Source organism: Shewanella chilikensis, assembly GCF_037953065.1.
In the GTDB taxonomy this organism is placed as follows: Bacteria; Pseudomonadota; Gammaproteobacteria; order Enterobacterales; family Shewanellaceae; genus Shewanella; species Shewanella chilikensis.
This window is the reverse complement of record NZ_CP149966.1, coordinates 124,557-144,007: the sequence shown is the minus strand read 5'-3', so window position 1 is coordinate 144,007 and position 19,451 is coordinate 124,557. Positions and strand designations below refer to the sequence as shown.

At 50.0% G+C, this 19,451-nt stretch carries 16 protein-coding genes; 8 read left to right on the top strand and 8 right to left on the bottom strand.

From position 1 onward, the window contains the following. Positions 1-29: 29 nt before the first annotated feature. Together WKR14_RS00645 and WKR14_RS00640 are read left to right on the top strand one after the other, a co-directional pair. A complete protein-coding gene (locus WKR14_RS00645) occupies positions 30-2,564 on the top strand; it encodes a fimbria/pilus outer membrane usher protein (protein ID WP_224866826.1) in 2,535 nt (844 codons plus the stop codon). A 56-nt stretch (positions 2,565-2,620) separates the two neighbouring features. Next, positions 2,621-3,727 carry a fimbrial protein gene (locus WKR14_RS00640; RefSeq protein WP_224866824.1) on the top strand — a complete coding sequence of 369 codons (1,107 nt, stop codon included), beginning with the start codon at positions 2,621-2,623 and terminating at the stop codon, positions 3,725-3,727. A gap of 109 nt (positions 3,728-3,836) precedes the next feature. On the opposite strand, the gene WKR14_RS00635 is transcribed toward WKR14_RS00640, so the two are convergent. Beyond that, positions 3,837-4,175: a hypothetical protein gene (locus WKR14_RS00635; protein ID WP_146225983.1), complete on the bottom strand. Its 339-nt coding sequence runs from the start codon at positions 4,173-4,175 to the stop codon at positions 3,837-3,839. Between the two features lie 462 nt (positions 4,176-4,637). After that, the gene (gene fabR, locus WKR14_RS00630) at positions 4,638-5,252 is read right to left on the bottom strand and encodes an HTH-type transcriptional repressor FabR (protein WP_025010659.1); all 615 of its coding nucleotides are present in this window, start codon (positions 5,250-5,252) and stop codon (positions 4,638-4,640) included. Between the two features lie 143 nt (positions 5,253-5,395). Here fabR and WKR14_RS00625 point away from each other — a divergent pair, with 143 nt between their 5' ends. The 3 genes from WKR14_RS00625 (at position 5,396) to mnmH (ending at position 8,790) form a co-directional block, all read left to right on the top strand. Further along, positions 5,396-6,502, top strand: coding sequence for an acyl-CoA desaturase (locus WKR14_RS00625; protein WP_101053207.1), 1,107 nt, complete (start codon positions 5,396-5,398; stop codon positions 6,500-6,502). Positions 6,503-6,634: 132 nt separating this feature from the next. After that, complete coding sequence (selD, locus tag WKR14_RS00620; RefSeq protein WP_339087205.1) at positions 6,635-7,678, top strand: selenide, water dikinase SelD; 1,044 nt, start codon at positions 6,635-6,637, stop codon at positions 7,676-7,678. After that, on the top strand, positions 7,675-8,790 hold the full coding sequence (gene mnmH, locus WKR14_RS00615; protein ID WP_224866822.1) for a tRNA 2-selenouridine(34) synthase MnmH: 1,116 nt from the start codon (positions 7,675-7,677) through the stop codon (positions 8,788-8,790). The genes selD and mnmH overlap by 4 nt, the downstream gene beginning before the upstream one ends. 67 nt (positions 8,791-8,857) lie before the next feature. Here mnmH and WKR14_RS00610 read toward each other — a convergent pair whose 3' ends face one another. The 5 genes from WKR14_RS00610 to WKR14_RS00590 all read right to left on the bottom strand — a co-directional run bounded on the left by WKR14_RS00610 (position 8,858) and on the right by WKR14_RS00590 (position 14,386). Beyond that, positions 8,858-10,729 (bottom strand): MFS transporter, encoded by a 1,872-nt coding sequence (locus WKR14_RS00610; RefSeq protein WP_165564260.1) that lies wholly within the window; start codon positions 10,727-10,729, stop codon positions 8,858-8,860. Further along, complete coding sequence (locus tag WKR14_RS00605; protein ID WP_165564259.1) at positions 10,720-11,334, bottom strand: TetR/AcrR family transcriptional regulator; 615 nt, start codon at positions 11,332-11,334, stop codon at positions 10,720-10,722. The genes WKR14_RS00610 and WKR14_RS00605 overlap by 10 nt, the downstream gene beginning before the upstream one ends. Positions 11,335-11,577: 243 nt before the next feature. Continuing rightward, positions 11,578-12,933 (bottom strand): glutathione-disulfide reductase, encoded by a 1,356-nt coding sequence (gorA, locus tag WKR14_RS00600; RefSeq protein WP_101053217.1) that lies wholly within the window; start codon positions 12,931-12,933, stop codon positions 11,578-11,580. Positions 12,934-13,061: 128 nt separating this feature from the next. Next, a complete protein-coding gene (locus tag WKR14_RS00595; RefSeq protein ID WP_248952222.1) occupies positions 13,062-13,598 on the bottom strand; it encodes a hypothetical protein in 537 nt (178 codons plus the stop codon). Positions 13,599-13,678: 80 nt separating this feature from the next. Further along, positions 13,679-14,386 (bottom strand): hypothetical protein, encoded by a 708-nt coding sequence (locus WKR14_RS00590; RefSeq protein WP_339087203.1) that lies wholly within the window; start codon positions 14,384-14,386, stop codon positions 13,679-13,681. A gap of 316 nt (positions 14,387-14,702) precedes the next feature. Here WKR14_RS00590 and prlC point away from each other — a divergent pair, with 316 nt between their 5' ends. Together prlC and WKR14_RS00580 are read left to right on the top strand one after the other, a co-directional pair. Then, the gene (gene prlC / locus WKR14_RS00585; RefSeq protein ID WP_165564257.1) at positions 14,703-16,742 is read left to right on the top strand and encodes an oligopeptidase A; all 2,040 of its coding nucleotides are present in this window, start codon (positions 14,703-14,705) and stop codon (positions 16,740-16,742) included. 114 nt (positions 16,743-16,856) lie between these two features. Continuing rightward, positions 16,857-17,387 (top strand): thioesterase family protein, encoded by a 531-nt coding sequence (locus WKR14_RS00580; protein ID WP_025009092.1) that lies wholly within the window; start codon positions 16,857-16,859, stop codon positions 17,385-17,387. An 8-nt stretch (positions 17,388-17,395) separates the two neighbouring features. On the opposite strand, the gene WKR14_RS00575 is transcribed toward WKR14_RS00580, so the two are convergent. Continuing rightward, positions 17,396-18,049: a glutathione S-transferase family protein gene (locus WKR14_RS00575; protein WP_144190848.1), complete on the bottom strand. Its 654-nt coding sequence runs from the start codon at positions 18,047-18,049 to the stop codon at positions 17,396-17,398. Positions 18,050-18,402: 353 nt separating this feature from the next. Between WKR14_RS00575 and WKR14_RS00570 the strand changes: the two genes are divergently transcribed. Continuing rightward, the gene (locus WKR14_RS00570; protein WP_165564256.1) at positions 18,403-19,092 is read left to right on the top strand and encodes a DNA-3-methyladenine glycosylase I; all 690 of its coding nucleotides are present in this window, start codon (positions 18,403-18,405) and stop codon (positions 19,090-19,092) included. Positions 19,093-19,451: the final 359 nt, after the last annotated feature.

The following is a 19,451-nucleotide window of genomic DNA, read 5'->3' as shown; positions in this document are numbered from 1 at the left end:
ATTAGCCAAATAACTAAATCGAGGTCAAATTGAAAAAGTTATCAATAAGTAATTTCATTACACTGTTAGTCGTAAGCTATACACTATCATTTGGTTGTAGGATAACTCTTGCTGAGACCTCCACATCTGTTGGCGCATCATCTACTAGCGTTACCTTTGATTCATCTCTATTGAATATGGTTGGATCAGATAGCTTCGATTTAAGCTATTTTCAAGATGGCGCATCTGCCCTTCCTGGTAATTATAAGTCTGCAGTATATATCAATAAGATATTACTTGGATATTACAATATTGAATTCAAGGTAAACAATAATAAAAAAGTATACCCATGCCTGAGTCGAAACTTGATAAAAGATATTCAACTCAATCCAGATGAATTACCCATATCCATTGATAAAAACATCGACTCATGCATTGACTTGAAAAGTTATATCACCACGGCAAACGTTAACTATGATAGCGGAACTCAACACCTTGATATTATTCTTCCTCAAGCGTATCTGTACAATAAAGCAAGGGGAGAAGTTAGTCCTGAACTATGGGATGAAGGCATCAACTCCGGTATTTTTGGATACAATATCAATGGTTACAGCAGCCGTTCCCATGGTGAAGATTACAACTCTTTATTTGCAAACTTTAGAACAGGAATCAATATTGGGGCATGGCAACTAAGACATAATGGTAACTACTCTTCAGTTGAAGGGGGAAGAGAGAACTATAACGCTATCAATACATATATACAACGTGATATCCCTTCATGGAGAAGTAGTGCTTTAGTCGGACAATCAAATACTTCTGGGCAAGTCTTTGATACCTTACCTTTTGTTGGCCTTCATTTGGCAAGCGATAGAAGAATGTTACCTGAGTCTCAGCAAGGCTACGCACCTCAAATAAGGGGGGTAGCGAAAACGAACGCACGAGTTTTTGTCCGCCAAAATGATCAAATCATTTACGAAACTAATGTAACTCCAGGTGAATTTCTGATTAACGATCTTTATCCTACCGGATTTGGTGGGGATCTTGTTGTTACTGTTAGAGAATCCGATGCCAGTGAACACTCATTTAAAGTACCTTATGCTTCTGTAACTCAGTTGTTAAGGCCGGGTACAATACATTATGAATTTACAGCAGGTAAAATTCATAGTGATAACTTATTAAGTGATCCTGATATTTATCAGGCAACTTATCAATATGGTGTTAATAATGCCTTCACTAGTTATGGTGGATTTCAGGCCAGTGACGATTATTACGCCGTGCAACTTGGTGGCGCAATAGGTTCTTCTATCGGTGCATTTGCTATGGATATTACCCACGCAAGAACCCGCTTAGGAGACGGCGTTGAACCTATGGATATTAATAAAAAAGTAGAAAATATAACAGGACAAAGTTATCGACTAAGCTACAGTAAGGCCATCAGCGAAACAAATACCAATCTATCATTGGCAGCATATCGATTCTCAACCGATGGATATATGGACTTTATGACAGCAATGCAAACCCGTGATGCAGTCTCTTTAGGCTATTCACCTGATTTGATTTCCAGATCCAAGAATCGATTTACTATTACAGCAGCACAGAGTCTGCCCGAAGATTGGGGGCAATTTTACCTGAGCGGTTCAATACAAAACTATTGGAACCAACAAGGAACTGAGAAACAGTACCAACTTGGATACAATAACCGTTATAAATTTTTGTCTTATGGTTTGAGTATAAACCGTAGCTTTTCCAGTATAGGAACAGAAGAAACCAACTATTTATTGAGCTTGAGTCTACCCCTTGGGAAAAGTAACTTTTCGCCACAGATGATGGTAGATCTTTCCCATAACACCAATGGCGATAATAGCCAGCAGTTAGCAGTATCAGGTGTATATGGTGCAGAGAGTCAATTAGGTTATGGAGCAACTATTACCAAGACGGATAAAGGCGGAACCAGTCATTCACTAAACGCCAATTATCGGGGGCATGCAACCACAGTGACTGGTAGTTATAGCCATGGAGATAACTACAACAGCGCTGCTGCAGGGATAAATGGCACTATCATAGCTCACTCAGGCGGATTGACTCTAACACCCTATGTGGCAAACACCTTTGCTTTAGTTGAGGCTATAGGTGCTGAGGGGGCAAGTGTATCTGCATATCCTGGCATTCACCTTGATAGCAATGGTTATGCTGCAGTTCCTTATTTGAAACCTTATCAGATAAATGAAATTAATATCGATCCAAAAGGAACCCCGGCCGGGGTCGAATTGGAGTCTACCTCTCAAAAAGTAGCCCCTCATGCAGGAGCTGTGGTGAAGTTAAGCTATAAGACCAAGCAAGGTAGTTTGATTCTAGTCAAAGCAACTTATAACGGAAAGCCATTGCCATTTGGGGCTTATGTTACAGATAGTCAAAATAATCATATTGGCACTGTAGGCCAAGGGGGCATACTCTATGCCAGAGTTGAGCAAAATAGTGGAAAATTGAATATCCAATGGTCTGAACTGGAAAACTGCGCAATTGACTATCAAATCAAGGAAGAAAAACAAGATGGAGTTCATAAACTCAACTCAATTTGTCATTAGAAATAACTCTACCAACAATAAGGGTCAGTTTAGCTTAAAGAACCTGGTGAATCCAAATGAATAATATACAAAAATTTATTGGTATTTTTTTTATTTTCTTAAGTCTTGTGATGCAACCTAAAATGGTTGAAGCCGTCGATTGCTCGCAAACTTCAAATTTTATTGATTCCCAAATGCCTTTGGCTGTTAACAATTTAACAGTTAACCCTGACATGCCTAATGGTACTGTTATTTTTAAGCAGAATTTCTTGTCAGGACAAACGCTATCAGCATATTGCAATGCTTCAAACATTTCATATCAAGCTTATATAGAACATAGCTATAGCTCACGACCATACTCAGCTTCCCCGTGGAAGGGAGGGCCTTATCCGCAAGCCACCATTTATCAAACTGGAGTACCAGGAATTGGTGTAATGATGGCTGCTAATAACAGTCCATTTCCAAGTGATAAGAAGTTTAAAACTCCCACCCACGAAAATATAAATCGTGATTACCGCTATAACAATTCTCATATAACTTTGCTGTTAATTAAAACAGGAAATGTACGGCCTGGTACAATTAGAGGGATGAACTTACCTACCGGTATTATAAGGTTCAAAGCACCCGGTACAAATTTTTTATGGGCAAGAGTTAAAATACAAGGCACCATCAATATAGTATCACAAACTTGCAATGTTTCGAATGTAAATGTTCCCATGGGACAACATAAAATAGGGGATAAGTTAACCACAACCGGAGCAACAACAGGCTGGGTCGATGCATCTATCAGGCTAACTAATTGTCCGAGGTTTTACGGCACCCTCAATGATGGCAATAATACCTACTATAATTACACTACTGGTGCATCCAATACTGGAACTTACACTAAAAACATCTTGGGCGTATCCATATCCCCGAATACAAGCATAATCGATAATAGTCAAGGCATTATGAGCATAAAGTCAACAACGAATAGTGCTAAAGGGGTTGCCATTCAGCTTGCCGAGTTCTCCAATGGGTTTAACCAATATATAAAATTTGGAAATCTTTTAAATTATACTTTATTAAATAACAATAGAACAACTTTTACCATTCCACTGAAGGCAAGATATATCCAAACTGAATCCAAAGTCACTCCAGGTAGAGCTGATGCCACGGCCACCTTCACCTTGACTTACAAGTAATATCACTAAAAGCATAATTGTGAGAATGGCAGTCATCGGACTGCCATTTCTATCAATTTTCAATCAAGGAGCATACTGAAATAACCTTAAGAAAAGTAAGATTAACAAATCAATCTAATGTCATAATCAAAGAGGCTCGCCAACGACGATAATGATATGGCAAAATAGGTTGAGGTAAAACCCAACGAGACTCACTGTCACTCTTGTAAAGTGGAATATCTTGGCTTCTTAAGAAGCTCTCCAAGCGAAAAGGGTGTAAACGACAAAAAATAATGTCACAACCTGCCAACTGCTCAACGTATAACTCGTCTTTTGAAATATGGAGTCCAGTATCCATCAGCCAGTAGAGTGTCTGATGATAAATTTCATATTTATGTTGTTTCAGAAAAGCTATCCCCCAACCTGGTTCAGCTGTTAATGCCAACTCTCGGTAAGTTCTGAAATCCATTGACAGCCTCCCAAAGATAGTTTAGGCAGACTATAAAGACTTGTTTAAAGAATATCGTTAAGAAAAATCCCTATTAATGTACGAAAATTCTGACATTGGAATTATGTCAAATGGCTATTACAGTTCTCTTTTCCAGGCAACTCTCTTTAATGGCATTGTTGGCTAAAACAAATTAAATATATTTCATAGTAAGCTAATAGCGGGTTTTCTAAACTACTACAAATTCGGTCTCCAGGTATCGCAGAAAAATCATCGTCCAGCTTGAAGGCTTAGAGCACTATACCAAAGGCTTATATTCAACGATTCTCTATCCACTAATAATAGCTTGCTTAAAGTAAAACATTTAGAAACGGACCTGAGGAGGGAAAAGTATTATAGGGTGTACCAAATCTAAATAGGTCAGGTTTATCTATTCAGATTTGGTTGACCGTTATTTTTTCCAGAAAAATCTACATCCGCAATTTAGCGGCTATCACGCTTTTGCTGCAGCGCTTCGGCACCCGTTGCCACCATTCGCAGTTGAGTCACCAGTCGGTCGGCCAGGATCTTACGATCAGCACGTTTCATATCCAGGGCGGCGGCGCCGGCATTGAACACCAGAGTCACCAATGCCTCAGCCTGTGCCCTGGCCAACTCAGGGCTGCGGCCGGCGGTGTCCTCGGTGTAGTGCGCCAGTTCCGAGATAAAGTGTTCAATCTCCCGCGCCACGGCGGCACGAAAGGCTGCCGAGGTGCCTGAGCGTTCATGCAGCAGGATCCTGAATACGTTGGGGTTGGATTCCAGTACTTCCATAAAGGTGTCGACCGAGATGCGGATAACACTGCCACCGGCCTCGGCGCGCTGACGTCCCTTACGCATCATCTGTCTCAGCGTCAAGCCACCTTCATCGACCATGGTCAGCCCCAGCTCATTCATATCCTTGAAATGACGGTAGAAAGAGGTTGGCGCTATATTGGCTTCCCTGGCCACTTCCCTAAGACTCAGGCTGGAAAAGCTGCGCTCGGCACTCAGTTGATTGAATGCTGCATCCACCAAGGCGCGGCGGGTTTTCTCTTTCTGCTGTGCTCTGATACCCATCTTTATTCCATTCACTGGATCTGTTGCGCAAATAATACAGGCTTTACTCAATAATCACATCCTCGGCTGGTGTCACTGTGATTGTGCTCCAATAGCAACTTAGCGTACACTTGTTAGCTTAAAGCGTTTTGGAAGTCATCATAATGAAAAAACCTCCCCTCATCTGGACCAACCTGATCCTCTTCCTGCTGACGTTTGCCGGTGCCTGTATTCTGGTGCCTTGGCGAGGCATCAGCCATGGCTTTGAGCTCAGCGAGTGGCTCACCTTCGTACTGTTGGCCTTCGCCAGTGGCTTGTCTATCACCGCCGGTTACCATAGGCTGTGGTCACATAAGGCTTATAAGGCTCACCCGGCCGTGCGTTTCCTGTTTGCCCTGGGCGGTGCGCTGGCGTTGCAGAACAGTGCCTTGCATTGGGCTTCGGATCACCGTATCCATCACAAGCATGTGGATGACAATGACAAGGATCCCTACTCAGCGAACATGGGTTTCTGGTATAGCCATATTGGTTGGATGCTCAGGGAATATCAGGCACAACGTTATCACGACTATAACAACGTCAGAGACCTGCAAAACGATGCCATAGTCATGTGGCAGCATAAGCATTATCTGCTGCTGGCGCTATTGATGAATGTGGGCCTCCCCGCTCTGCTTGGCTGGTTGAACGGCGATATCCTGTCGATGTTGCTGCTGGCTGGTCTGCTCCGCCTGGTGGTAGTGCATCACTGCACCTTCTTCATTAACTCGCTGGCGCATATCTGGGGCAAACAACCCTATACAGATCGCAACAGTGCCAGAGATAACGGTGTGCTGGCGCTGTTCACTTATGGTGAAGGTTACCATAACTTCCACCATATCTTTGAAAACGATTACCGCAATGGTATCCACTGGTGGCATTACGACCCCACCAAGTGGTTGATCCGTTTCCTGTCCTGGTTTGGCCTAACAAAAGACCTGCGCAAGAGCCCTCAGGAGCGCATCGAAGCCGCCAAACTGCAGATGCAATTCAAGCGCGCCCAGCATAAGGTGGCCCATCTGCCCAATTGCGAGGAGATCCTGGAAAAGCTGCAGGCAGAGTACGAGGAATTGAAGAGCCACTTGCTGGCCTACTTTGAAGCCAAGAAGGCGCTGCTTGAGGCCCGCAAGCAGCAGTTGGCGGATAAGCATCTGCTGTCTCAGGTAACGGAAATGCGTTTACGTTTTCACGCCCAACGAAAACAATGGCGCCAACTACGAGCCAGCATAGCTTAAGACCTTATCGTAGCCTTGCGAGGTTTGGCGATCGGCTTAACAGAATTTACCTGAGTTGTGAAACGGTCGGCTTGTACTGCGACCGTTTCTGTTTATGATCAGGGGTTATTTCAATCACTCAGGGACCCGGCTATGTCAGATCAGTCAGTAAAACTCACGGAATACAGCCACGGCGCAGGTTGCGGTTGCAAGATTTCTCCCAAAGTCCTCAGTACCATTTTGGCGTCTCAACTGCCGGACTTTAAAGATCCCCGCCTGTTGGTCGGCAACCAGAGCCGGGATGATGCGGCCGTGTATCAGTTGGATGATCACACCGGCATTATCAGCACCACAGACTTCTTTATGCCGATAGTCGATGACCCTTTCACTTTCGGCCGTATCGCGGCAACCAACGCCATCAGCGATATCTACGCCATGGGCGGCAAGCCTATTATGGCGATTGCCATTCTTGGCTGGCCGGTGAACAAGCTGTCACCCGAGATAGCCCAGCAGGTAGTGGATGGTGGACGCCAAGCCTGCATGGATGCCGGGATCATGCTGGCCGGAGGCCATAGCATAGACGCGCCTGAGCCTATCTTCGGCCTGGCGGTAACCGGCACAGTGGCGCTGGAGCACCTCAAGCAGAACGATACCGCCAAGGCGGGTGATAAGCTCTATCTCACCAAGCCCTTGGGAATTGGCATACTGACCACGGCACAAAAGCAGAAGAAGCTGGCGCCGCAGGATGTCAATATCGCCCCCGAAGCCATGTGCCAACTCAATAAGATAGGTGCCGAAGTCGCCAAGATAAGCGCGGTTCACGCCATGACAGATGTGACAGGCTTTGGTCTGGCAGGCCACCTGCTGGAGATGTGCCAGGGCGCCGACCTCAAGGCCAGCATAGATACCGCCAAACTGCCACTGCTGGAAAAAGCCTCCGAGTATCTGGCCATGGGTTGTATCCCGGGTGGCACCCACAGAAACTTTGACAGCTACGGTGAGCACCTCCCCGAGGTTTCCGAGCAACAAAAAGCCTTACTGTGCGATCCGCAAACCAGCGGTGGCTTACTTATCGCCGTCAGCGCCGAGGGTGAGGCCGAACTGCAGCAACTGCTGACCAGCCAAGGGCTGGAGCTACACTGTATAGGTGCGCTCGACCATCGCAATGACCGTCAGCAATGGGTGGAGCTGGTATGAGTCGACAGATAATCGCGCCCGCAGAGTACCGGGAGATATTCCTATCCGATCGTCCCCTGGTCGATCTGCGGGCGCCGGTTGAGTTTGCCAAGGGTGCCTTTCCTGCCAGCACCAACCTGCCATTGATGAATGACAGCGAAAGGCAGAAGGTGGGCACCTGTTATAAAGAGCATGGACAGGCTGCCGCCATAGAGCTCGGTCATTCGCTGGTCAAAGGCAAGCTCAAGGCCGCGCGTATTCAAGCCTGGCTGGATTTCTTCAGCGCCCACCCAGATGCCAACCTCTACTGTTTTCGGGGTGGCCTGAGATCTCAGCTGACCCAGCAATGGATCCGCGAGGCCGGTCTTGAAGTGCCCTATATTCAGGGCGGCTACAAGGCAATGCGCCAATACCTTATCGATACCATAGATAACACCCCGCAGCAGCAACAGCTGTTGATCCTCAGCGGCATTACCGGCTCAGGCAAGACAGAGTTTATTCTCAGTCGCAGCGAGTCAGTGGATCTGGAAGGCACTGCCAATCACAGAGGGTCAAGCTTTGGCAAGAATGTTACTCCGCAGCCCAGTCAGATCAATTTTGAAAACAGTTTGGCTCGGGAGCTGTTGAGGCATCAAGAAAGGCAAGAGTCCTGTCTGCTGCTGGAAGATGAAAGCTTCCTGATTGGCCGCCGCGCCATACCCAAAGTCTTTTTCAGTGCCATGCAACAGGCCCAGGTTTTGGTGTTGGAAGAGCCACTGGAGGCCAGACTCCCTCGTCTTCTGGATGAATATGTGCACAAGATGCAGCGAGGTTTTGAACAGCATTATGGCGCAGAAGAAGGCATGGCGGCGTTCGGCGCCTATCTGCGTCAGAGTGTCGAGGGCATACGTAAGCGTATGGGGCACCAACAAACTGATCAACTGTTGCAGTTGGTCGACTCAAGCTTGCAGACCCAGCTGCAACGCAACACTACAGAGCAACATCTGGAGTGGATCTCGCTACTGCTGGAGAAGTATTACGACCCCATGTATCAGTACCAACTGGAGAAAAAGGCCGAGCGGATCATCTTCCGCGGTGACCGTCAGGCCATTCACCAGTGGCTGGATGAGAGGCGGTCAAACCGCTCCAAATGAATTCAAAAGCAAGAGAGATTCAATCTGAAGAGCCCGGCAACTGCCGGGCTCTTTCGTTGACATTACCTCAGCTGTCGGGTTTGGCCAGCAGATCGGCTACCCGCTGTTGCAGCGAGTGGCGGCTCTCCTCCGCGCCGGGTACCTGAGCTGCAATATTGACCTTAAGCCTTGACCAGAAACGTCTTGGACGGGTCGTCAGGGCATGGCCATCTTTGTGGCTGAAGAAAGATCCCCACAAACCTTTGAGCGCCATTGGCACCACAGGCACAGGATCCTTTGCCAGTATCTGTTCGATACCGGGCCGAAACTCATGTAACTCACCATCAGGAGACAACCTGCCCTCAGGGAAAATACACACCAACTCCTCATTGGTCAGCGCCTGGTGAATACGCTCGAAGGCTCGGGTGTAAGTATCAGCGCACTTTTTCGGTGAGCAGATAGGGATCACCCCGGCGTGGCGGAACAGATACTTGAGCAAGGGCATTTCACTTATGCTCTTGTCCATCACAAAACGCACCGGACGAGTGGATGCTCCCAGCAACACCAAGGCATCGACGTAACTGACATGGTTACACACCAGCACGGCGGCCCCCTGCTTGGGAATGTTTTCCCGGCCTTCAACCTTGAGACGGTACAAGAGATGGCTCAGCAGGTAGCTGATAAACCTCAGCGTAAATTCAGGCACCCTGCTATACACATACAACGCCACCACGGCGTTGAATACCGCCAGCAGAGTAAATAGCTGAGGGATCGACAGACCCACCAGCTCCAGCAAGATGATTGACAATATCGCCGAGCACACCATAAACAAGGCATTGATGATATTGTTGGCGGCTATGGCCTGGGCACATTCACCGGGGGCCGAACGCGACTGAATAAAGGCGTACAGAGGCACAATAAACAGGCCGCCACTGACGCCCACCATAAACAGTGCCAACATCAACCTGAAGTGTTCACTGCGGCCGACAAACTCGGCTATGTCGTAGAGATATCCCGCCGGCAGTTGGCTGTAGTCAGGAATGGCCCACAGCAGATCCAGGCCAAAGAAGGTTAACCCTGCTACCCCGAAAGGCAACAATCCCAGCTCTACATGGCCAAAGGAGAAACGCTCACAAACAAAGGAGCCGACCGCAATACCTATGGAAAACAGCGCCAGCAGCAACGACACCACAGTGGCATCCGAGTGCAGTGAGCCTCTGGCAAAATTGGGGAACTGGGTCAGGTAGGTGGCACCCAAAAACCAGAACCAGCTGATTGCCAGAATCGCCATCCAGATTGACGGCGTTTGCCGTACCCGCTTGATACTGGCCAGAGTGCCGGACAAGGGCGCAAAGCGTACCTTGTCTATCGGCAACGGCGCCGGCAGTGATGGAATCGCCCGGCTGGAGAGGAAACCGGCCAAGGCCAGCACAGATACAGTTATCGCCGCCCACATCAGGCCGTTGTCACTGGTTACCAGCAGCCCGGCACTTAGAGTGCCTATCAAAATAGACAGGAAGGTGCCCATCTCTACCCAGGCGTTGCCGGTTACCAACTCGTCCTCTCTAAGCGCCTGCGGCAGCAGCGAGTATTTTACCGGACCAAAGTAGGCCGATTGGGTGCCGGTAAGAAACAGCAGCAGCAACATCAACAGATAACTTTGCGCCATAATCGCCGCGGCGGCGCAGGACATGATGATAAGCTCCAGCAGCTTTAACCTACGGATCATCAGCGCCTTATCCATATTGTCGGCTACCATGCCCGCATGGGCGGAAAACAGAAAGAAAGGCAGGATGAAGATCCCCGCCGCCAGATTGACAAACAAATCCACACTCATCGGCAGGTTATCGACCTGGCTGTAGGTCACCAGCAGCAGCAACACATTCTTGTAGATGTTGTCGTTGAGCGCCCCCAAACATTGAGTGGCGAAATAGGGTAAAAATCGTTTGCTCAGGAACATACGCCCTCCTCCTGTTGCATTGCCGTCCACCACAAGTGCACCTGAAATGTCAGTAACTGCAACCAAGAAGCCTGACTGAAAAGCTTATCGTCCAGCGCCAGGCCGGTTAGCCCATGGATACTGCTCCAGAAGCTACGACTGGCGAGCGCCAGCTTGGATGAGGGCAAGTTTGGCAACAAGTCACCGAGTTGCTGTTCGAGCAAGCCTATCAGCTCGGCAATCAGCTGTTGTTGCGATTTGGGCAGAGGTTCTTCCGGCCCCAGATGTAAGGCAAACACCAAACGAAATGCCTGGGGTTGGCTATGGGCAAACTCGGCATAAGCCTTGGCCAGTGCCAACAGCTTCAGCTCGCCGGTTGCGAATGTTTGTTCACACACCAGCTGTATTTGCTCAAGCAGGCGCTCCAAGACCCTGGCGGATACGCTCAGGAGCAGATAGTTGTAGCTACCAAACAGGTTGATTAGGGTACTGGGGGCATAGCCCACTTGGGAGGCGATCCGTCTAAGACTCAGGCGGGTATATTCCTCCTGCGTCAACAACTGCTCGACGGCATCCAGTGCCATGAGCCGGATCTCTTGATGACTGTGTTCCTTGCGTCTTGCCATAGTGTCCATTCCTGAAAAGAGATGGCAGCAGACTAACAGCCTTCAAAATAAAAAACAATGTTCACAATGTGATATTTTTTAACCAAGATTACGGAAGGCAATTGATATCTTCTAAGGTAATCACTACCTACAAAGTACACCAAATAATATGGCTTCAGCGTACTCTCTCTAATAGGGGCAAAACTAAAATAGGCCAGAAGCACTGCTTCTGGCCTATTTTACCTGCGATATGCATCCACTTGTTTAACGCATAGTAACAAACTCTTCTGCGCCCGTTGGATGGATAGCGACTACGGCATCAAAGTCAGCCTTGGTGGCGCCCATCTTGATGGCAACGCCAAAGCCCTGAAGGATTTCATCCATACCAAAGCCGATACCATGGATCCCGACGACTTTTTCATCGGCGCCGGCACAAACCAGCTTCATCTTACAAGCCTGACGGTGCGCAGTAACCGCTGTGTACATGGAGGTAAAGGAGGAAGTGTAGACCTTCACCTGATCCTCACCGAAGCGCTCTTTGGCCTCAGGCTCTGTCAGCCCCATGGTGCCAATTGGCGGGTGGCTGAAGACCACAGTCGGGATGCAGTCATAGTCCATCTTGGCATCCGGCTGGGCGCCAAAGAGACGCTCTGACAGCAAGCGACCCGCCTTGACGGCAACCGGTGTCAGCTCTACTCCGCCCGCCATGATGTCACCGACACAGTAAACCCCTTTAGCGCTGGTGTTTTGCTGGGCATCAGTTATCACATATCCCTTGGGATCCAACTGCACATCGGTATTTTCAAGGCCGATATTGCCTGTGGCCGGTGCCCGACCAATGGCCCAGATCAGGCAGTCCACTGTGTACTCTTCAGCGTTTTCCAGCACCAGAGTCAGGCTGCCATCGGCATTTTTACGCACTTCCTTGGGAATACTCTGGGTATGCAGCGAAGGCCCTTCGCTGGCCATGGACTCCATCAGTGTTTCATAGAGCATGGGGTCGAAGTTACGCAGCGGCGCATGTTTGCGTACAAACAGATGGGTTTCACTGCCAAGGGCATGCAATACACCGGCAATTTCCACCGCGATATAACCGGCACCCACTACGGCTACCCGCTTGGGCTGTTCACGCAGGGCAAAGAAACCGTCCGAGTCTATGCCATATTCTGCCCCGGGAATGGCGGGAATGCTGGGCGCGCCACCGGTAGCTATCAGAATATGCTCGGCACTATAGTGTTCGCCGTCGACCTCAATGGTGTGGTTATCAACAAAGCGGCCATAGCCGTTAACCACAGTGACTTTGTTGTTGGCCAGACCGCGTTCATAGGAACCATGGATCCGTTCGATATAGGCTTCACGACTGGCCACCAGAGTGTTCCAGTCAAACTGGTTGACGCTGACATCAAAACCATAATCTTTGGCATAGAGATGCATGGCTTCGGCCACTTGGGCGCCATACCACATGACCTTTTTGGGCACACAGCCGACGTTGACGCAGGTACCACCCAGGTGTTTGGCTTCAATCAGCAAGACCTTGGCGCCACGCATAGCGGCTCTATTGGCTGACGCAATACCACCGCTGCCCGCACCCAGGCAGATATAGTCAAAATGTTGTGCCATGTTTATCTCCGTAGATTGATACTGACTAACTCGCCCAACAGGGCGACCTCCCGTCTGACGGGATACTTGTGAGCCATTGTAGGGGGATTCAGATCAAGTGACCAGACCAGAGTCTGCCGGTAAAAATTTCAATGATACAAGCGGCAGCGGGAATAATCCTGAGTCTCAGGCCCTGAACCCGAGCACTTGAGGCAACGAAACTGCTGTTGATGCTCACCGAGTTCAGCCTGCAAATATCTGGCAGTGTGGGAATCTTTCTGCCTGAGGCGCCGCTCCAGCTCTGTCATTCGCTTATCCAACCAGCGACAACTGGGATCATCGGCGATTTGGCGGCGAGGCTTGGATGCCTGCTTTTTTCGGGATTTGGTTGGTTTACTGTCGCGCGAGGCCTTGGGCAAGGGTGCAGACTCATATTCAAGCGCGGCTTCAAACTGCTGTGGAATGGCAATAGGATTACCTTCGCTGTCGAGCACCAATCCCAGAGGGAGCGAACCTGACTCTTTGCCCGGGTCGCTGAGTTGCTTATCTATTGAGGGCTCTGAACCCGACACTGGATTCAGGTCTGGATTCAAGTCTGAGCTTGATTCGGCCTGGGATTCAACCAATGGGGCGACTCCCAACCAAAGGAGCAGGCAGCAAAGCCCGCCGATTCTGTAGGTTAACATTCCCTGTCCCTCCGCATCGATCCGTCGATGCTGTTTGTCTTCACATCAGAGTCTAGAAGCTGCGGTGAATGTTAGCCAATTTAAAACTGCCACTGCAGATGCAAGCCGGCATAAGACTGAGCCAGATCGCCATGCCAACCCTCTGCTTGCGCCTGCTGCTTGATATCGTCCTGCGCTATGCTGTGGCTCAAATGCAAGGAAGCCACCAAAGAAGGGGTTAATGAGTAGCATGCCTCTACACCAAGCTGCAGATGATTGGGGCCATCATGGGTCTGGCTGGCATAGCCAAAGTCGAATCCCTGGGTCACATAAGGGGTCAGAGTCAGTTGCTCGTTCACTTGCCAGTGGCTGTGCAGGCTCAACTCAACAAAATAACCAGAGGCTTCAGTAGCATAGGTATAGTTAATCGATGGTGTCAGCCAGCTCAGCCCCTGATAGGCGAGATAGGCGTACACCTCATTGTCATGGGCGCGCTCATCACCGTAAAACTCCAGTCGCTGCATGCCGACACCGGCTTCCACTGATTCGAGTGGATTGAAACAGTATTCCACCCCGGCATTGAGCTCGGCGTAGTTAACACTGTCGGCTCGGCCAAACAACACGAAGGCCCCCAGGCCATCACGGCTATGCTGAATGCCACTCCAGGCAATCCCTCCCGCAGACAAGTTGTCCCGCCCCTCAGAAACATAGTGACTGTCCCACCCCAGCATGAGTAGGGTTTCGGCAGCCTCATCGGCCAATAATGTATTGCAGCACAGGAGTGTCAACAACAAGAACGGATAGCGCATAAAACGTACCAAACTTACAAAGTAAAGCTATTTTATTTCACCAGCCATGCATGTAAATGATAATGAATCGTGTTTTGGATCCAGTTATCATTTATCGCTTTTTTGTGCATTGTTCAACAGACTCTTTCCGGCGACCCGATAAGCGCATATTTCATGGATGTGTTTCTCACCTATGACAGCAATCGCTTTGATCACCTTGATAATTCAAAGCAGAACCCTTATCTATTAGCCACGCCCCTGAATATTCGCCGCCATGGCGGCAAGACCAGGCATCCAATGCAGGCCCTATGGCCCACGCCCAAAGAGAGGACAGACAATGACCAATCCGCTGCTGACAGCACAGGAGCTGCCACCCTTTTCCAGTATCAAGGCCGAGCATATTCAACCGGCGGTCGAACAGGCCATAGCCAAATGCCGCGATAAAATAGAGGCCGTGCTGGCCGCCGGAGGCCCTTACACTTGGGAGAAGCTGGTGGCACCTCTGGAGCAGGTAGACGATGAGTTGAGCCAGATCTGGTCGCCGATTTCCCATATGAATTCTGTACTCAGCAATGAAGAGTGGCGCGCCGCGCACGATGCCTGTCTGCCATTGTTGTCTGAGTACAGCACCTTTGTCGGCCAACATCAGGGCCTGTATCAGGCCTATAAAGAGCTCAAGGCATCGGCGGAATTTGCCCAGCTCAGTCAGGCGCAACAGACTGTGATAGAACATAGCCTGAGAGACTTCGAACTGTCGGGAATAGGCCTCAATGATGAACAAAAAGCCCGCTATGGAGAGATTGTAAAGCGCCTGTCCGAACTCAGCAGCACCTATTCCAACCAACTGCTGGATGCCACACATGCCTGGAGCAAGCTGGTTACCGATGAAGCCGAATTGGCCGGTCTGCCAGAGTCTGCCATTGCCGCCGCCAAGGCGATGGCCGAGGCCAAAGAACAGCAAGGTTGGCTATTCACCCTGGATTTTCCATCCTATCTGCCGGTCATGACCTACAGCGACAACCGCAGTCTGCGTGAAGAGTGCTACCGCGCCTTTGTTACCCGCGCTTCGGATCAAGGCCCCAATGCCGGTGAGTTCGACAATGGTCCGCTGATGGACGAGATCCTGAGCCTGCGCCATGAGTTGGCACAGTTACTGGGCTTTGATACCTATGCCGATAAGTCCCTGGCCACCAAGATGGCGCAATCGCCCGAGCAGGTTATCGCCTTCCTCAATGAGCTGGCGCTGCGCTCCAAGTCTCAAGCCAAGGCCGAGTTGGCCGAACTCAAGGAGTTTGCCAAGGAGCATTATGGTGTAACCGAGTTGGCGGCCTGGGATCTGGGTTACTACGGCGAAAAGCTCAAGCAGCACAAGTATGAGATATCTCAGGAAGAGCTACGCCCCTTCTTCCCCGAAGACAAGGTGCTCAGCGGCCTGTTCTACACCATCAAGCGCTTGTTCGGCATGGATGTCAAAGAGCAGCAGGATTTCGACAAGTGGCATAAAGATGTGCGCTTTTTCCACATCCTGGATGCCGAGGGCGAACACAGAGGCAGCTTCTATCTGGACCTCTATGCCCGTGAAGGCAAGCGTGGCGGCGCCTGGATGAATGATTGCCGAACCCGGCGGATGACGGCCACAGGCCTGCAAAAGCCGGTAGCCTACCTCACCTGTAACTTCAATCGTCCTGTGGGTGACAAGCCGGCGCTGTTTACCCATGACGAAGTCACTACCCTGTTCCACGAATTTGGTCATGGTATTCACCATATGCTGACCCGCATCGATGTCGGCGGGGTTTCCGGCATCAACGGCGTACCTTGGGATGCCGTGGAGCTGCCAAGCCAGTTTATGGAGAACTGGTGCTGGGCCGAAGAGGCGCTGGCGGAGATCTCCGGCCATTATCAGACCGGGGAGCCGCTGCCCAAGGCGATGCTGGACAAGATGCTGGCCGCCAAGAACTTCCAGTCCGGCATGATGATGCTGCGGCAACTGGAGTTCTCTCTGTTCGACTTCCGCCTGCATCAGGAGTTTGATCCGGCCAAGGGCGCCCATATTCAGCAGATGTTGGATGAGGTTCGACGCCAGGTGGCAGTGGTCACACCGCCTGAGTTCAACCGCTTCCAGAACGGTTTCGCCCATATCTTTGCCGGTGGTTATGCCGCTGGCTACTACAGCTACAAGTGGGCCGAGGTGTTGTCTGCCGATGCCTTCTCCCGTTTCGAGGAGGAAGGTATTTTCAACGAGAGTACCGGACGCGACTTCCTGCACAACATACTTGAGATGGGCGGCAGTGAAGAGCCTATGGTGCTATTTACTCGCTTCCGTGGCCGCGAGCCCAGCATAGACGCACTGCTGCGTCACTCAGGGATCCAAGCCTGAGGCAGAAGCAATTGATTAGGCGCCTGCGGGCGCCTTTTTTGTGAGCCAGTTCTCGCTTGCCGTCTGGTATGACCTTTGATAGCCTTTAATGCCTCTCAACTCTTGGACCCTTTGATGAACCTCTACTTTCGCCTGTTTTGGCTGCTGCTCTGGCGAGTGCGCCGGGCAAACGATATCGGTTTTCTCGGCACCAGCCGCATCCGTTATCGGGCTTTACCGAGTGACTGTGACATCAACCTACACCTGACCAACTCCCGCTATCCGGCATTTATGGATCTGGCCCGCACTTATATGATGGCCGAAATGGGCTTGCTGAAGCGCTTTCTAAAACTGAAATGGATGCCGATAGTCAATGCTGCTGAGTTCACCTATGTAAGGGATATCAGGCCATTACAGCAGTTTGAAATTGCTTCTCGCGTGGTTGGCTGGGATGAAAAGTATTTCTACATAGAACAGCGTTTCCTGTCGGACAGAGGCCTGCATGCCATAGTGCATGTCAGAGGTTTGTTCGTCTGCAAACGCAAGCCTGTACCCACGGAAAACCTGTTGACGGAAGCCGGGTTCGATGAGACCACGCCCGAGTTACCGGCAGAGATCATCAAGTGGAAGTCGTTCCTGGATCTCAAAAAGGCCCGCAACAGCTGAATTCTTGCTCAGGGGATGGGCCTGAGCCCGCTGCTGGCCTCCTCCTGAGCCAGAGTCACTTCATCCTGCACCAACATCCAGGAACCCCGCAATTGCGCCTGCAGCCAGTAGCGCCCCAAATGCTGGTAATCCAGTAAATTGAAACTGCGCTGCAGGTAACCAAGACAAGGGATTAAGGCACAATCGGCCAAAGTGAACCCATCTCCGCAAAGCCAATGATGCTCAACCAGACGTAAATCCAACGCCCGCAGGCAAAGCCTGAGACGGTTTTCAATTTGACGCTGCACCAGAGAAAGTTGCTGCTCTTCCGGTAAGCTATATTGCTGCTCCAGCTGATAGAGACTGTTGTTGAGGTCGTTATCGGCAATTCTGTCATAGAGACGCACTTGCAGATTGAGCTCGGGCTCCTTGGGCAACAGCCTGGTGCCGGCGTCCATTTTATTGTCCAGATACTCTATGATAATGCTGGATTCAGGCAATAAGCTGCCGTCCTGGCACACCAAGAGTGGCAGCTTCCCGGATGGATAGAAATGCAGATAGTGTTGGCGCTCCAAAGGATCCTGCAGATCCGTTACCCGGGGAAAGAAGTTTGCCTGCTTTTCATAAAGTGCCAGCAGCACCTTTTGCGAATAACGCGACAATGGATGGTAGTAAAGCTCCATAGACAGGGATCCCCATGGTTACCAACTTTAACTTTAGTTGCTGGCTACCGCTTAGGGAAGCCGTGACCCGTTACCATGAGTGCCGCGAGGCATTATCCACCCTCTGTTTGCCCCCACTTCCGCTTGAAAAGTCCAACGTGGAGAGATGTGATGGGCACCTTTTCAGGTGGTAAACTTATTATCTGAATTCGGGCATCAAACGTCTGTTGGGGCTGAACATTCACTGAAAAAAGTCCTGCTTGATCAGTCTTGGAACCAAGCCTCAAGTATTGCTGTTAATCCGCTGCCATCTTTATCCCGATTGGTATTACACTGGTGCGGCAGCAACTGAACCAATCAAAAGGGAAAAGCACATGAGCAAGCCGGAAGATTTTGCCACCATCTATGCCAGAGCCTGCGAGCGCAAAGGCGGCGCCGAGCGACTGGAGAGCCTGTTACCCAGGGTCTGTTCCACTGAAGAATTGCTGGAATACACAGATGCCGAGTTGCTTTCAGCACTCAGCAAACAGGTATTTCAGAGTGGTTTTGTCTGGAAAGTAGTGGAACACAAATGGCCGGCCTATGAAGAGGCCTTCTTTGGCTTTGAACCCATGAAAGTGTTGATGCTCTCCCCCGAGCAGTTGCAGGCCCGAGCTGAGGACAGCCGCCTCATTCGCCACCAGAAAAAGACCCAAGCCATTTATGACAACGCGCTCATGGTGCAGGATATCGCCAGAGAACACGGCAGCCTGGCCCGATATATTGCCCTCTGGCCGGTGGAGGAGATCACCTCACTGTGGCAGGAACTCAAACGCCGTGGTGCACGCTTGGGTGGCAATACCGGCCCCTATTTTTTGCGTGGCATAGGTAAAGACAGCTTCCTGCTGACCGCTGATGTTCAAAACTATCTCAAGAGCCACAAACTGGTGGATGCAGGCTTCAGCTCAAAGAGCGGCCTGGCCCAGGTACAAGCGATATTCAATCATTGGCAGCAGAGCAGCGGCAGGAGCATGGCCGCCATCAGCCGCATCCTGGCTTGTAGCACAGGGGACAATCGCATCTGAGGCCTGAGATAAATTTGACTTAGATTCAGACAAAAACAGTTGCAATCGAAAATGAGAACCATTATCATCTGTTTTGCGTTCCAAAACTCATCCTTAACTGAGAGTCAGTTAACCGCTAGTCGACTGAGATTTGCTTGAAGTTATGGTGTTCCTGAGTTTGCAAAGCACGACATTGCTCACACACTCTTTTAGGCCGGGCTAATTACCCGGCCCTTTTTTTGTGTCGAAGCTTTATGCTCCTTCTCTCCATCAGCGCTTCCCCATGCCGTTCGGCTATTTCTGAATTCGATATTCCCTCTCTACGAGCCTGCTTGGGGGATCCGGCACTAAGTAAGGGGCGTTAGTCTGGATTTAACACC

Coding starts and splice junctions, on each gene's coding strand:
- WKR14_RS00635 (WP_146225983.1), bottom strand. CDS start 4,175: ATGGATTTCAGAACTTACCGAGAGTTGGCATTAACAGCTGAACCAGGT.
- WKR14_RS00590 (WP_339087203.1), bottom strand. CDS start 14,386: ATGCGCTATCCGTTCTTGTTGTTGACACTCCTGTGCTGCAATACATTA.
- WKR14_RS00605 (WP_165564259.1), bottom strand. CDS start 11,334: ATGGCAAGACGCAAGGAACACAGTCATCAAGAGATCCGGCTCATGGCA.
- fabR (WP_025010659.1), bottom strand. CDS start 5,252: ATGGGTATCAGAGCACAGCAGAAAGAGAAAACCCGCCGCGCCTTGGTG.
- WKR14_RS00595 (WP_248952222.1), bottom strand. CDS start 13,598: ATGTTAACCTACAGAATCGGCGGGCTTTGCTGCCTGCTCCTTTGGTTG.
- WKR14_RS00640 (WP_224866824.1), top strand. CDS start 2,621: ATGAATAATATACAAAAATTTATTGGTATTTTTTTTATTTTCTTAAGT.
- WKR14_RS00575 (WP_144190848.1), bottom strand. CDS start 18,049: ATGGAGCTTTACTACCATCCATTGTCGCGTTATTCGCAAAAGGTGCTG.
- WKR14_RS00610 (WP_165564260.1), bottom strand. CDS start 10,729: ATGTTCCTGAGCAAACGATTTTTACCCTATTTCGCCACTCAATGTTTG.
- prlC (WP_165564257.1), top strand. CDS start 14,703: ATGACCAATCCGCTGCTGACAGCACAGGAGCTGCCACCCTTTTCCAGT.
- gorA (WP_101053217.1), bottom strand. CDS start 12,933: ATGGCACAACATTTTGACTATATCTGCCTGGGTGCGGGCAGCGGTGGT.
- WKR14_RS00625 (WP_101053207.1), top strand. CDS start 5,396: ATGAAAAAACCTCCCCTCATCTGGACCAACCTGATCCTCTTCCTGCTG.
- selD (WP_339087205.1), top strand. CDS start 6,635: ATGTCAGATCAGTCAGTAAAACTCACGGAATACAGCCACGGCGCAGGT.
- WKR14_RS00570 (WP_165564256.1), top strand. CDS start 18,403: ATGAGCAAGCCGGAAGATTTTGCCACCATCTATGCCAGAGCCTGCGAG.
- WKR14_RS00580 (WP_025009092.1), top strand. CDS start 16,857: ATGAACCTCTACTTTCGCCTGTTTTGGCTGCTGCTCTGGCGAGTGCGC.
- mnmH (WP_224866822.1), top strand. CDS start 7,675: ATGAGTCGACAGATAATCGCGCCCGCAGAGTACCGGGAGATATTCCTA.